Source organism: Pseudomonadota bacterium (genome assembly GCA_037200975.1).
Lineage (GTDB): Bacteria > Pseudomonadota > Gammaproteobacteria > Steroidobacterales > Steroidobacteraceae > CADEED01.
The window spans coordinates 2,260,854-2,273,983 of record JBBCGI010000001.1; the positions used below are offsets into that span (position 1 = coordinate 2,260,854).

Here is a 13,130-nt window from a genome sequence, read left to right on the forward strand (position 1 = left end):
CGCGGCTGTTCCGCTTATTCCTCGAGCTTTTTCCGGGGGGCGGCCGAGGACTTGTGACGCGACAGGGCGACAAGATGGCGCTCGGCATCGAGGCCCGGGACGCGCAGTGAAAAAACTTCTCCCGACCAGCCGCGCGGTACGGCGCTGATCTCGTCGTCGTTCAAACGGCCCTTCATCGCGAGCAACCGCCCGCCCGGCCCGACCAGGTGCCCCGCGTTATGTAGCACGTCGGCGAGCGAACCGACCGCGCGCACCACCACCAGGTCGAAATCCTTCTCACCGTCGTAGCTTTCTGCGCGTGCCGCATGCGCGCGCGCATTGCGGATGTCGAGCGCCGCGATGCTCTCGGCGACGAAACGGATCTTTTTCTGCGTGCCATCGATGAGCGTGAACTGGCGCTGGGGCTGCGCCACGGCGAGCGGAATACCGGGAAAGCCGCCGCCGGTGCCCACGTCGATGATGCGCCTCGCGTCGCCCAGGTGCGGCACCAGCGTCAGGCTGTCGAGCATGTGCAGCTGCAGGATGCCGAGCGGCGAGACGATGGACGTGAGATTCACGTGTTCGTTGCGCTCGCGCAGCATGACGCCGTAACGCCAGAGGATCTCGAGCGCCGATTGATCGAGCTCGACACCGAGCTCCTGCGCGCCGGAATCCAGTTGGGCTTTCCAGCCGGCTTCGTCCAGGTTGTTAGTCATGCGCGGTCAGTTGGCCACGAGCTGGGCCATGAACTCGTTCACTGGCATCACATCCAGGTCCGGGCGCGCGAACAAAGCTTTTAATGCTTCGCTCTGCTTCGGTGGATAGTGCGCAGCCACCGAGGCCTCGAACTTCTGCACCAGCAGCGGTATGCCCTCGGCGCGGCGCTTGCGATGGCCCACCGGAAAATCGATGCTGACTTCGAGTTTCGGCGAGCCGTCGGTGAAGGTGATGTGCAGCGCGTTGCCGATGTGGCGCTTGTCGCGCTCATAGTATTCCCGGGTGAAACGCGGGTTCTCCTTCACCTGCATCTTGCTCCGCAGCACGTCGATGCGCGGGTCGTTGGCGACCTGGTCCTCGTAATCCGCGGCGGTCAGGCGGCCGAAGATCAGCGGCACCGCGACCATGTATTGAATGCAGTGATCGCGGTCCGCGGGGTTCGAGAGCGGCCCGGTCTTGTCGATGATGCGCACGCCCGGCTCCTGCGTCTCGATCACGATCTTGTCGATCAGCGATAGTTTGTCCTTCACCTGCGGGTGCAACGCCATCGCGCATTCCACCGCAGTCTGCGCGTGAAACTCCGCGGGGAAGCTGATCTTGAACAGGATGTTTTCCATGACGTAGCTGCCGAGCGGCTGCGCCAGCGTGAGCGGCTTCCCCTTGAAGAGGACGTCCTGGAAACCCCAGGTTTTCGCGGACAACGCGGAGGGATAACCCATCTCGTTCTTGAGCGCGAACAGCGCGTGGCGCACCGCGCGACTGGTCGCATCGCCGGCGGCCCAGCTCTTGCGCGAACCGGTGTTCGGCGCGTGGCGATAGGTACGCAACGCGCCGCCGTCGATCCAGGCATTCGACAGCGCATTCACGATCTGCTCCATCGAGCCGCCCAGCATCTGCGTGGCGACGGCCGTCGAAGCGACACGCACCAGCAGCACGTGATCGAGCCCGACGCGATTGAAGGAGTTCTCCAGCGCCAGCACGCCCTGGATCTCGTGCGCCTTGATCATGGCGGTCAACACGTCGCGCACCGTCAACGGTTTCTCGGCGAGCAGGATGGCACGGCGCGATAGATAGTCCGAGACGGCGAGGATGGCGCCGAGATTGTCGGATGGGTGGCCCCACTCCGCTGCGAGCCAGGTGTCGTTGAAGTCGAGCCAGCGAACCATGGTGCCGATGCTGAAGGCGCCCATGACCGGGTCGAGCTCGAAACTCGTGCCCGGCACGCGCGAGCCGCCGGGCATGGTCGCACCTGGCACCACCGGACCTAACAAGCGTGTGCAGGCCGGATACTTCAACGCCTGGAAACCGCAGGCCAGCGTATCCATGAGGCAGTAACGCGCGGTGTCGTATGCCTGGGCGCTATCTACCTGGTAGTGGCTGGCGTAGTCCGCGATCGCGACCAGCAGGTCGTCCGGCTGCGGGCGTTGCGCGGATTTGTAATCGTGCGATGACATCGTTGCGTCTCTTCAGGGGACATGCCTGTTTTTCGGCGACCGAAAAATAGGCATGTCCCCTTTTACGGCCTTTGTGCCAGCGGCACGAACTTGCGGTTCTCGGGGCCGGTGTAGTTCGCTGCCGGGCGGATGATCTTGCCGTCCTCGCGCTGCTCGATGACGTGCGCGCTCCAGCCCGTGATCCGCGCCATCACGAACAGCGGCGTGAACATCGCGGTGGGAATACCCATCAGGTGATAACTCACGGCGCTGTACCAGTCGAGGTTCGGAAACATCTTCTTCACGTCCATCATCACGGATTCGATCCGCTCCGCCACCTGGTAGAGCTTCAGGTCGCCGGCTTCCGCGCCCAGCTTCCCGGCCACGCGCTTGATGATCACGTTGCGCGGGTCCGACACCGTGTACACCGGGTGCCCGAACCCGATCACGATCTCCTTGTCGGCGACGCGCCGGCGGATATCCGCTTCGGCCTCGTCGGCGTTGTCGTAGCGCTCCTGAATCACCAGCGCCACTTCGTTCGCGCCACCGTGTTTCGGTCCGCGCAATGCACCGATGGCGCCGGTGATGGACGAATAGATATCCGACCCGGTGCCCGCGATCACTCGCGCCGTGAACGTGGAGGAATTGAACTCGTGCTCGGCGTACAGATTGAGCGAGGTGTGCATGGCACGCACCCAACTACCGGGCGGTGAGCGCCGGTGCAGCAAGTGCAAGAAGTGCCCACCCACGGAGTCGTCATCCGTCTCGACGTGGATGCGCTGGCCGTTGTGCGAGAAGTGATACCAGTAGCAGAGCATCGAACCGAAGCAGGCGAGCAGATGATCCGCGATTTCGCGGGCGCCGGCCGGATCGTGATCTTCCTTCTCGGGCAACACGCAACCCATGGCCGACGCGCCCGTGCGCATGACGTCCATCGGATGCGTCGCGGCCGGCAATTGCTCGAGCACCGCGCGCACCGGCGCCGGCAACCCGCGCAGGTTCCTGAGCTTGGTCTTGTACGCGGCCAGCTGCGCCTTGTTGGGCAGCCGGCCGTGGATCAATAGATAGGCGATCTCTTCGAAATCGCAGGTCTCGGCCACTTCGAGGATGTCGTAACCGCGGTAGTGCAGATCGTTGCCGCTGCGGCCGACGGAACACAGTGCGGTATTGCCCGCGGTGACGCCGGACAACGCGACGGATTTTTTCGGCTTCGCAGCGCCCGCGGCCGGCACATTGTCAGGAGTCATTTCTTCTCCCCCTTCTCCGCGGCAAACAACTCGTCGAGTTTCTTTTCGTACGCGTGGTAGTCGAGATACTTGTACAGGTCGTCGCGCGTCTGCATGGCGCTCACGACGTTCTTCTGCGTGCCGTCCTTGCGGATCGCTTCGTACACCTTGAGCGCGGCCAGATTCATCGCGCGGTACGCCGAACAGCAGTGCAGCACGATGTCTACACCGACCCCACCCAGTTCCTCGCGTGTATATAAAGGTGTCTTGCCGAATTCGGTGATGTTCGCGAGCACCGGCACTTTCACCGCATCGCGCACCTTGCGGTACATCGACAGGTCGGTGATCGCCTCGGGGAACACCGCATCGGCGCCGGCCGCCACGCAGGCCGCCAGCCGCTCGATCATCTCGTCGAGCCCGTGGCTCTGCAGCGCGTCGCTGCGCGCCATGATCACGAACGCGGGATCGGTGCGCGCGTCCACCGCGGACTTCACGCGATCGACCATCTCGTTTCGGGGCACGACCTCTTTGCCGGGCCGGTGGCCGCACCGCTTGCTCTGCACTTGATCTTCGATGTGCAGGCCGGCGGCGCCCGCCTTGATGAACGAGCGCACGGTGCGCGCGATGTTGAATGCGCCACCCCAGCCGGTGTCGGCATCGACCAGCAACGGCAACGAGCTCGCTTCGGTGATACGCCGGATGTCGATCAACACGTCGTCCATCGTGCTGATGCCGAGATCGGGAAGCCCCAGCGAGTTGGCCGCGACGCCGCCGCCCGATAGATAGAGAGCGCGGAAGCCGGTGGCTTCCGCCAGACGCGCCGCATACGCATTGATGGCGCCGACCACCTGCAACGGCCTTTCGGCTTCGATGGCGGCGCGGAGTTTGGCGCCCGCGGATGCGGGAGCGGTTTTGGAAGAATTCATGTTGCCGGCAGTTTACGGCCGATGACTGATCTTCACCACGGTGCGACCGGTCACTTTGCCGTCGATGTAGTCCTGGAACGCGTCGGGCAGCTGCACGAATTCGATGGTCCGGCCCGCGATGCGCGCCAGGTGGCGCGGCGCCAGATCGGTCGCGATGCGCTGCCAGACCTCGAGCCGCTCCGCGCGCTGCGTCGCTGATGAATTGATGCCCAGCAGGTTGATGCCGCGCAGGATGAACGGCATGACGGTGGTCTTGAGCTCGAATCCGCCCGTGAGCCCGATGCTGGCGATATTGCCCCAGAAATCCACGTGGCGTGTGAGCCCGGACAGCATCTCGCCGCCAACGTTGTCGATGGCGCCGGCGAAACGCGCGGCTTCCAACGGTCTGGTGCCGAACGCCATCTCGTCACGCATCAGCACCTTGCTAGCGCCTAACGACTTCAGGTACTCGACCGAGCCGGCCTTGCCGGTGACGGCGACCACTTCGTATCCGCGCGCGGCCAGCATGTCGATGGCAATGCTGCCCACACCGCCCGTCGCGCCGGTGACGACGATCGGCCCGCGCGCGGGAACCTGCCCATTACGCTCCATGCGGTTGATCGCCAGTGCCGCGGTGAAACCCGCGGTGCCGAGCTGCATGGCACGCAGTGTGTCGAGCCCGGCCGGCATGGGAATGACGCTGTCGCCTTTCACGCGCGCGACTTCCGCGTAACCCCCATCTACCGTTTCGGACAAACCGCTGCCGGTCACGAGCACCGGTTCGCCCGGCCGATAACGCGCGTCGTCGGACGAGACCACCACGCCGGACAGGTCGACCCCACCGACGAGCGGATAACGCCTGAGGATCTTTCCCGCGCCGGTCGCCGCCAGCGCGTCCTTGTAGTTGATGTCCGAGTAGGCGACGCGGATCACCACTTCACCGGGCGACAGGGCATCGAGCCCGATGTCTTCGAAACGCGCGGAAATCTTTCCGCCCTCCTCGTGAATGCGAAATGCCTTGAAGGTGTTCACAACGCTTTCCCCTCTCCCGGGCAATCGAACGCGGTCACTTTGAGCCTGATGAGCGGCGACAGTTCGTTGGCGCTCTGCGGCGGGGGCGCGAGCACTGTCAGCGTGCATACGATCGGGCCTTTGTTTCTCCGCACCGTGAGCCGCAGGTTTCGCCCGCGCGTGTGCATGGTGACCGGGTACGGCAGCTCCGACAGCACGTTGCAGAGGCTCTCGTCACTTTCCGGCGGCGGTCCGGCCGGCGATGCGTCGACGGCAGCTTCATCCAGTCGCGGACAGTCGAGCCGCACGAGCTCGGCGAAGTCGGCGGGCCAGCGGCCGTTGACGCGCCGGAACCAGCCCGCGTGCGCGCCCACCGTCACCGCCATCACCCGGCCCCGGTTCATTTGCGGCAGCTGGCAACCGGCGGCGGGCAAGGTCAGCGCGAGCAAGATGACCATGCGGTAGCGCACTTCCGTTCTAGACCTCGGTGATAGTCAGGCTAGTATCGTGCCATGAAATACGACTACGACCTGTTCGTCATCGGTGCGGGCTCGGGCGGAGTGCGCGCGGCGCGGATCGCCTCACAAGCCGGCGCGCGTGTCGCGGTCGCCGAGGAATACCGCATTGGCGGCACCTGCGTGATCCGCGGCTGCGTGCCGAAGAAATTCCTGGTGTACGGCTCGGAGTTCGCGCAGGTATTTGCGGACGCGGCCGGCTACGGCTGGACGGTGCCGCAACCGACGTTCGACTGGGCGAAGCTGCGCGACAATGTGCAGACCGAAGTCACGCGGCTGTCGGGCCTGTACACCAGCAATCTCGCGAAGGCCAACGTCACCGCGTTCGAGGAGCGCGCCGAGGTCGTCGATGCGCACAAGGTGAAACTCAAGAAATCCGGCAGCGAGCTTTCGGCCGAACGCATTCTCGTCGCGACCGGCGGGCAGCCGCACATTCCGAACGACATCCCCGGGCACGAATTCGGCATCACGTCGAATGAAGCATTCCTGCTCGACAAGTTTCCGCGCCGCGTGCTGATAGTCGGTGGCGGCTACGTTGCGCTCGAATTCGCAAACATTTTCCACGGGCTCGGCGCTGAGACGCGCATCGTGCACCGCGGCGATCGCATCCTGCGCGGCTTCGACGACGACTTGCGTGCACACATGCACATCGAGGCCGAGCGCGCGGGCTTGAAACTCACGATGAAGACCACGGTCACGAAGATCGAGAAAGCCGGCGCACTACGCGTCACCTTGTCCAACGGCGAAACCGCTGCAGTGGACGTGGTGCTGCACGCCATCGGCCGCGTTCCGAACACCGCCGGGCTCGGGCTCGAGCGGGCCGGTGTGAAACTCGATGACGCCGGCGCGGTGATCGTAGACGAGTTCTCGCAGAGCAACGTGCCGTCTATCTACGCGGTCGGCGATGTGACCAACCGCATGAATCTCACGCCGGTGGCGATCCGCGACGGCCATGCCTTCGCCGACACCATCTACAACAATCGCCCGACTCCGGTCGATCACTCCACGGTACCGAGCGCGGTGTTTGGCCGGCCGCCCATCGGGACCGTCGGCCTGGCGGAATCCGATGCGCGCCGCAGCCACGACGAGGTCGACATCTACCGCACCAACTTCCGCCCGATGCGCAACATGCTCGCGGGCAACCAGGAGCGCACGCTGATGAAGCTCGTGGTCGACCGAAAGACGGATGTGTTGTTAGGCGTGCACATCGCGGGCGAAGACGCACCCGAGATGGCGCAGCTTGCTGCGGTCGCGGTGAAGGCCGGGCTTACGAAGACTCAGTGGGACAGCACGGTCGCGTTGCATCCAACCGCTGCCGAGGAGTTGGTGCTGATGCGGCAGAAGGTCCCGATTCCTTCGCTGGGTTAACGCGCGTAGCGCCGCGCGCGCGCCTGCTGCTCCTCGGCGATCGCGAGCTCATCGAACGCTCACGCGCGCTAACTATCCTCGCTCTCGCGCCCTTATGGAATGGGCTGCCGCGGAAGCGCGAACGCCATGATCGAATCCGCCTTGCCCCAGGATTTTCCATCGCCACCCGCCGCGATCACCACGTATTGACGGCCGTCCGCGCCGAGATAAGTCATGGGCGTGGCCTTGCCACCCGCCGGCAGCTTGAATTTCCACACCTCCCTGCCCGTCTCGACGTCAAACGCGCGGACGTAGGCGTCGAGGGTTGCGCCGATGAAAACCAGGCCGCCCGCGGTCGTGATGGCGCCGCCGAGATTGACCATGCCGCTGTTCGGAGGCAGCTTCGGCAGGCCTATCCGGTCGAGGCCCTCATCCGTGCCGAGCGGCACATCCCATAGTTTCTCGCCGGTCTTGAGACTGAAGGCGGTCAACGCGCCGAACGGCGGCGGGGTGCAAGGAGAACGCCGGCTCGACAGCCAGATCTCGCGCTGCATGACGTAGGGCGTGCCGCGCATGTCGGTGAAATCCTTGCCGACACGTTCACCCGCCGTGAGCTTCTCGTTCATCGCCTTGAACTGCTCGCGCGGAATCAGCGTGATCACGGCCGCGAGTGTGTTGTTAGGAACGACGACGATGCCGCGTTGGCTGTCGTACGCGACGCCGCCCCAGTGCACACCGCCGACGTGCGCGGGCAACATCACGGAGCCGCGTTCGGAAGGCGGCGTGAATGGGCCGTCGTAACGCAGGGTCGCGAAGCGCCGCGCGCACTCCTCGCGGTCGGCGGGTGTCGCGCCCCAGATGTCGCCAGCGGTGAGTGTGCGAAAGCCGGGCCCGAGCGACGAAAGCGGCTGCGTCGCGGAGGCAACTTCACCCGGCACGTCGCTCTTCGGCACTGCGCGTTCCTCCACCGGGAACAGCGGCTTGCCCGTGTCGCGATCGAGCACGAACAACTGCGCGGTCTTCGTGCCCTGGATCACGGCGTCACGCCCATCGGGCAAAGTCACCAGCGCTGGCGGCGCGGCATTGTCGTAGTCCCACAGGTCGTGGTGCACGGTCTGGAAGTACCACACAAGCTTGCCGGTGCTGGCGTTCAACGCGACGATGGAATTCGCGTAGCGGTTGTCTCCGAGGCGCGTGCCACCGAAGTAGTCGACCGCGGGCGAACTGGTCGGCAGGAACACGAGGTTGCGTTTCGGATCGGCGGCGATGATCGACCAGGCGTTCGCGCCGCCGGTGCGTGTTCCAGCGCTGCCGCTCCAGCTCGCGTAGTTAGGGTCCTGCGGATCCTGCGGCACCGGGTTCCAGGTCCAGCGCAGCGCGCCGCTGCGCGCATCGAAGCCGCGCACTTCGCCGCTCGAACCCGTGGTCGAATTGTTGTCTGCGACCGCCGAACCCACCACGATGACATCGCGGATCACGGCCGGCGGCGAGGTCTGCTCGTATTCGTCACCGAACGATTGCGCGTTGCGCAAGCCATTCAGCAGGTTGACGGTGCCGCCGTTGCCGAAGCCTTCGCACAGGCTGCCGTCCGCGGCGTCCAGCGCGACCAGCCGCGCGTCGACCGGCGCGAAGATCACGCGGCGCGCACAACGCGCGCCGGCCTTCGCGCGGACGTCGCGCCAGAAAGACACACCGCGCGTCACCCAGTCGCCGAAGTCGCGCTTGCGCTCGACGGAAAGATCGCGCGACCAGCGCACCTTGCCGCTGACCGGATCGAGCGCGATCGCCTTGCCGAGCGGCGTCGAGATGTACATCACCCCCTCGATAACCAGCGGCGTGGTTTCGAGCGCGGTGGGCTCGCCGGTTTCGATGGCGGCTTCGCCGGTCTTGAATTCCCAGGCGAGCGCGAGTTTGCCGACGTTGCCGCGATCGATCTGCGTGAGCGGCGAATGGCGGTCGCCGCCGGGAGTGCGGCCGTAGTTAGGCCAGTCGCCGTCCGGCGGAGCGGCCAGCGTCGGTGCGCCCAGCAGCAGGCCGGCGCATGCGGCTGCGAACCGCGTGAATGCGTAGTTGTTCATCGACACTCCCTTTCAGGCGGACCTGCGGCACCACAGCTGCGCGATCCGCGCCGGGTTGCCATTCATCGTCGTCGCGTCCAGCTCGACGAATTCCTCGGCCTCGAAACCCGTCAGCAGCTCGGCGAACCACTCGCGCCGGTGATGCCGCAGCAGCGTCCCTTCGGCCAAGCGGAACGAACCGTATCCGCCCGGCTCCTGCGAGAATTTCGCATAACGTTCCAGGTTGCGCGCGTCGGTCTGAAGCGGGTAATCGCTGATCAGCAATAGACCGCCGGGGCGCAGTATCCGTTTGAATCCGGCCAGCAGATTTTTCTGCGCGGCATCGTCGGGGATGCAGGTGAGCACGGCGAACAGCAGCGCGGCGTCGAAACTGGCCGCCTCGTACGGCAGCTGGCTGCCGTCGTTCACGGCGAAATCGAAATTGGGACAGACCTGCCTGGCGATGCGAATCATCTGCGCGGATGAATCCACGCCGACGACCCGAAGGAATCCAAGCTCCATGAGTTCGGCGCAGATGCGCCCCTGGCCGCAGCCGAAATCTAAAATGCGCGCGTCGCGCGACACCGCATTCGTGAAGCGCGCGTGATCGAGCGGATGCGTGAACTGCTTCGTTCCCGCCGCCTGATCCCAGAAATGGTTTTCATCGGGCGCTGCCATCGGCCGCGCATTGTGGCAGGACTAGCGGCTCGAATCCGTCCGGCGTGCGCGATCGCCCGTGCCCTGGCAGAAGAAGATGGACGCGTATCGGCAACCCGAACGCTTCTTGCCGCGCACGACGAACTGGCGCTGCTTCGCCGCGCGCGTCGTCTTGAGTGAGCAAGGCTCTTTCATATCGTCTTGCCCAGGTACCGCGCCACGCAGACATCGCAGCCGCGCACCGAGATAACGATGCCCAGCAATCCGACCAGCATCACGATGATCGACACCGCGGCGAAGAACGAGCCGTCGTTGCGCTCCCACGCGAAGCGCAGCGCGAGCACCGTGCACACCGTCAGCGCGAGACCCGCGACCAGCAGCACCGGCCGTTTCCATTGGGTGACCGGCGGCGGATCGCCGAGGCTCACGTACTGGATGAGCCCGCAATACAGGCAGTTTTTGCAGCGCGAATGCATGCGCCGACTGTATCCACGGCCGCGAAAACGCAAGCGGAACCGGCGCACACTTTTCTGTAGGTGCCGGGCCGCGTCAGCGCAGCTTCGGGACGCCGGCGGTGTCCAGCGTGAAATCCACACCGGCCCGGCCGAGCAGATCGGCGATGAAGTCTTCCGGTTCGGGCGCGCCGCGGTCGAGCAGGTGCGCGATGTCGCGCGACAGGTCGGGCTTGCGCGTCGCGGCATCGAGCGCGGCCAGCCATTCGGCGCGCGAGACGATGCCATCGGCCCGGTTGGCGTCGAGCAGAGCGCGGACGAACTTGTAGAACGAACGGCCCGAGCCGGCTTCCGCCACCAAGCCGAATACGGCGCCGCAGGCGTAGTAGGCGCGATGTTCGTTTCGCTCGCGCGCGCTGGCGACACCCTTGCGGCGCGTCAGCGAGATGCAGTCTTCGATGGCGCGGTTGAGCTCCATGCGCGGATCGTAGGTGGGGTCGGCCTCGGCCACGGCGCGGATGGCTAACAAGTCGGCGCCGCCCTCGGTGATCCACGCATCGCGCGCGTACTGGTACGAGACCGTCTGCCCGAGCCAGAAATGCGCCGCTTCGTGCGCGACGAACCACAGTCCCTGCGCGCGCTGCTCGGGGGTTTCGTTCAGCATGCCGGTGCCCTCGTACGTCATGACGATGAGGCCATGCAACGCACTGCCGGCGCGCGATACCAGATAAGGGGTGGGCCCGGCCCAGCTCACCATGATCGTGGGCTTCCCGTCGGGCAGCTTGCCGAGCTCCTGCGTATATCGCGACAGCAACGACGGCACGGCGGTCGAAATGGAGTCCTTGATCCACGCAGGTAGTTCGGGATCGAGCACCGCGACCATGTACGGCGTTTCGATGGGGCGCGTCGCGCCGAACAGGACGTAGGTGTCCTTGTCGATCGTGCTGGCGACTGCCGCGCGCCTGCCTTCCAGCAGCACCGGGCCTGCGCTGTCGACGAACACGTAGCGCAGCTGGGCGGCGGGCACCATCTGGTTGTTGAGGTCGTTCGGTAACGCGCGCACCTTCGCGAGCGAATCCATCGGAAACAGGTCGAACTGCGCGACGAACAGCGCGACGGAGCCGTCGGTGAAACGCAGCGCCGGTGGATAGTCCGCCTGCAGGCGCTCGGCGACCGGGGTGAAGCCGATGCGAACGCGCAGCGGAAGCTCGCCGCGATCGGCCTCGAAGACGTCATAGGCGCCGTGGCGCGCGAGCTTCACGCCGCGCGTTTCGACCGTCCAGCTACCTTCGCGCCACGGGGTGCCCGCCAGCGCCGTCCGATCCGAACGTGGCAACACCCAGGCCGCTACCCGCCGGTCGAATTGGAATTCGGCGCTCCACTCGTCGCCGCGCCGCGAGACTTCCACGCGCACTTGCGGTATGCCGGGTTTGTCGGCAATGGCCGCTTGCGCGGCCGCCGTGCCCAGCAATGCGAGAAGCGGCAGTAACCGCACGCCTCAGCCGTCGATGAAGATCGTGGCCGGCTGCTCGAGCAGATCCTTCAACGCCTGGATCATCGAGGCGGCATCGAAACCGTCGACGAACCGGTGATCGAACGACGACGACAGATTCATCATCAGGCGCACGACGATCTGCCCGTCGACGACCACGGCGCGTTCGATGGCTTTGTTGATCCCGATGATCGACACCTCGGGCATGTTGATCATCGGCGTCGAAGCGATACCGCCCAGTTTGCCCAGACTGGTGATCGTGATCGTGGAACCGGTGAGCTCCTCGCGCGGCGACTTGTTGGTGCGCGCAGCCTCGGAGACGCGGCGGATCTCGGCGGCCAGATCGTGCAGCGCGCGCGACTCGGCGTTGCGCACCACCGGCACCTTGAGCCCCTGCGGCGTCTGCGTGGCGATGCCGACGTGCACGGCCTTGTGTTTGACGAGCACGCCGCGCGCGCTGTCGTACAACGCGTTGCACTGGGGGAATTTGTCGAGCACGCGTGCCAGCGCCGCGACGATGAACGGCAAGAAGGTCAGCGGCGGCGCGCTGGCCGGGCGCCGGTCGTTCAGGTGTTTGCGCAGCGCCTCGAGACGCGTGAGATCACACTCTTCCACGTACGAGTACTGCGGAATGCTCTTGGCCGATTCGGTCAGGCGCTCGGCGATCACGCGGCGCAGGCCGATGATCTTCACCTCCTCGGTGCCGGCGCGCGGTTCGCGCGTGGCGTTGGCGCGCGCGTTCATCGACGGCGCGGCGCCGCGCGCGGCACCGGCGGCCAGCGCGGAGTCGATGTCGCCCGGTTCGATGCGCCCGGCGGGACCGGTGCCCGTGACGGTAGTTAGATCGAGGCCGGCTTCGACGGCGCGGCGGCGCGAGGCCGGCGACACCATGACGCGCGCGGCCTTGTGCTGGCCGGTGCCGTTCGAGCCGTTGCCGTTGTGCGCGCCGTTGGCGGCGGCGGCTATCTGTTGTTTGTCGGTAGCCAGCTTGTCGCCCGGCTTGTCGCCGGCACGGCGCTGCGGAGTGAGCGGCTCCGGCGGCGGCGGCGCAGTGACCTTCGCGACCGGCTCGGCACCCGCCGCGGCGGAAGTTGCGTCGGTTTCGAATACGACCAGCTCCGAACCCACGGCGACCATGTCGCCCGGCTCACCCTGGATCGAAAGGATGCGGCCCGTGACCGGCGCGGGCATTTCCACCGCGGCCTTCTCGGTCATGACCTCGCACATCACCTGGTCTTCCTGCACCAGGTCCCCCGGCTTGACGTGCCAGGCGACGACTTCCGCGGAAACCGTGCCTTCGCCGAGATCCGGCATCTTGAAAACGTAGCGGCTCATGGCT

The 13,130-nt window shown here is 65.7% G+C and carries 13 protein-coding genes; 1 reads left to right on the plus strand and 12 read right to left on the minus strand.

Features of this window, described 5'->3' with window-relative positions; translation table 11 throughout:
• Positions 1–14 precede the first annotated feature (14 nt).
• The 6 genes from rsmG to WDO72_10095 all read right to left on the minus strand — a co-directional run bounded on the left by rsmG (position 15) and on the right by WDO72_10095 (position 5,729).
• Positions 15–695 (minus strand): 16S rRNA (guanine(527)-N(7))-methyltransferase RsmG, encoded by a 681-nt coding sequence (gene rsmG, locus WDO72_10070; protein MEJ0086019.1) that lies wholly within the window; start codon positions 693–695, stop codon positions 15–17.
• A 6-nt stretch (positions 696–701) separates the two neighbouring features.
• On the minus strand, positions 702–2,150 hold the full coding sequence (locus WDO72_10075; protein MEJ0086020.1) for a bifunctional 2-methylcitrate dehydratase/aconitate hydratase: 1,449 nt from the start codon (positions 2,148–2,150) through the stop codon (positions 702–704).
• Positions 2,151–2,212: 62 nt separating this feature from the next.
• Entirely contained in the window at positions 2,213–3,376 is a 1,164-nt protein-coding gene (gene prpC, locus WDO72_10080; GenBank protein MEJ0086021.1) for a 2-methylcitrate synthase, read from the minus strand.
• On the minus strand, positions 3,373–4,281 hold the full coding sequence (prpB, locus tag WDO72_10085) for a methylisocitrate lyase (GenBank protein ID MEJ0086022.1): 909 nt from the start codon (positions 4,279–4,281) through the stop codon (positions 3,373–3,375). Before prpB ends, prpC begins: the two co-directional genes overlap by 4 nt.
• Before the next feature lie 12 nt (positions 4,282–4,293).
• Positions 4,294–5,292, minus strand: a complete 999-nt coding sequence (locus WDO72_10090) for an oxidoreductase (GenBank protein ID MEJ0086023.1) — start codon at positions 5,290–5,292, stop codon at positions 4,294–4,296.
• Entirely contained in the window at positions 5,289–5,729 is a 441-nt protein-coding gene (locus WDO72_10095) for a hypothetical protein (GenBank protein ID MEJ0086024.1), read from the minus strand. The genes WDO72_10090 and WDO72_10095 overlap by 4 nt, the downstream gene beginning before the upstream one ends.
• A 54-nt stretch (positions 5,730–5,783) precedes the next feature.
• Here WDO72_10095 and gor point away from each other — a divergent pair, with 54 nt between their 5' ends.
• Positions 5,784–7,154, plus strand: coding sequence for a glutathione-disulfide reductase (gene gor, locus WDO72_10100; protein MEJ0086025.1), 1,371 nt, complete (start codon positions 5,784–5,786; stop codon positions 7,152–7,154).
• Positions 7,155–7,246: 92 nt separating this feature from the next.
• On the opposite strand, the gene WDO72_10105 is transcribed toward gor, so the two are convergent.
• The 6 genes from WDO72_10105 to WDO72_10130 form a co-directional block, all read right to left on the minus strand.
• The gene (locus tag WDO72_10105) at positions 7,247–9,211 is read right to left on the minus strand and encodes a pyrroloquinoline quinone-dependent dehydrogenase (protein MEJ0086026.1); all 1,965 of its coding nucleotides are present in this window, start codon (positions 9,209–9,211) and stop codon (positions 7,247–7,249) included.
• Between the two features lie 12 nt (positions 9,212–9,223).
• Positions 9,224–9,868 carry a methyltransferase domain-containing protein gene (locus WDO72_10110; protein MEJ0086027.1) on the minus strand — a complete coding sequence of 215 codons (645 nt, stop codon included), beginning with the start codon at positions 9,866–9,868 and terminating at the stop codon, positions 9,224–9,226.
• A gap of 21 nt (positions 9,869–9,889) precedes the next feature.
• Positions 9,890–10,042, minus strand: coding sequence for a hypothetical protein (locus tag WDO72_10115; GenBank protein MEJ0086028.1), 153 nt, complete (start codon positions 10,040–10,042; stop codon positions 9,890–9,892).
• Positions 10,039–10,323 carry a hypothetical protein gene (locus WDO72_10120; protein MEJ0086029.1) on the minus strand — a complete coding sequence of 95 codons (285 nt, stop codon included), beginning with the start codon at positions 10,321–10,323 and terminating at the stop codon, positions 10,039–10,041. The genes WDO72_10115 and WDO72_10120 overlap by 4 nt, the downstream gene beginning before the upstream one ends.
• Positions 10,324–10,396: 73 nt before the next feature.
• A complete protein-coding gene (locus WDO72_10125) occupies positions 10,397–11,794 on the minus strand; it encodes a hypothetical protein (GenBank protein MEJ0086030.1) in 1,398 nt (465 codons plus the stop codon).
• Positions 11,795–11,797: 3 nt separating this feature from the next.
• Complete coding sequence (locus tag WDO72_10130) at positions 11,798–13,126, minus strand: dihydrolipoamide acetyltransferase family protein (protein ID MEJ0086031.1); 1,329 nt, start codon at positions 13,124–13,126, stop codon at positions 11,798–11,800.
• Positions 13,127–13,130: the final 4 nt, after the last annotated feature.

What these genes read in the sequence shown, in the direction of transcription:
- WDO72_10130 (MEJ0086031.1), bottom strand. Translation starts at nt 13,126, where the DNA reads ATGAGCCGCTACGTTTTCAAGATGCCGGATCTCGGCGAAGGCACGGTT.
- gor (MEJ0086025.1), top strand. Translation starts at nt 5,784, where the DNA reads ATGAAATACGACTACGACCTGTTCGTCATCGGTGCGGGCTCGGGCGGA.
- WDO72_10110 (MEJ0086027.1), bottom strand. Translation starts at nt 9,868, where the DNA reads ATGGCAGCGCCCGATGAAAACCATTTCTGGGATCAGGCGGCGGGAACG.
- WDO72_10095 (MEJ0086024.1), bottom strand. Translation starts at nt 5,729, where the DNA reads ATGGTCATCTTGCTCGCGCTGACCTTGCCCGCCGCCGGTTGCCAGCTG.
- WDO72_10105 (MEJ0086026.1), bottom strand. Translation starts at nt 9,211, where the DNA reads ATGAACAACTACGCATTCACGCGGTTCGCAGCCGCATGCGCCGGCCTG.
- WDO72_10115 (MEJ0086028.1), bottom strand. Translation starts at nt 10,042, where the DNA reads ATGAAAGAGCCTTGCTCACTCAAGACGACGCGCGCGGCGAAGCAGCGC.
- WDO72_10075 (MEJ0086020.1), bottom strand. Translation starts at nt 2,150, where the DNA reads ATGTCATCGCACGATTACAAATCCGCGCAACGCCCGCAGCCGGACGAC.
- WDO72_10120 (MEJ0086029.1), bottom strand. Translation starts at nt 10,323, where the DNA reads ATGCATTCGCGCTGCAAAAACTGCCTGTATTGCGGGCTCATCCAGTAC.
- prpC (MEJ0086021.1), bottom strand. Translation starts at nt 3,376, where the DNA reads ATGACTCCTGACAATGTGCCGGCCGCGGGCGCTGCGAAGCCGAAAAAA.
- prpB (MEJ0086022.1), bottom strand. Translation starts at nt 4,281, where the DNA reads ATGAATTCTTCCAAAACCGCTCCCGCATCCGCGGGCGCCAAACTCCGC.
- rsmG (MEJ0086019.1), bottom strand. Translation starts at nt 695, where the DNA reads ATGACTAACAACCTGGACGAAGCCGGCTGGAAAGCCCAACTGGATTCC.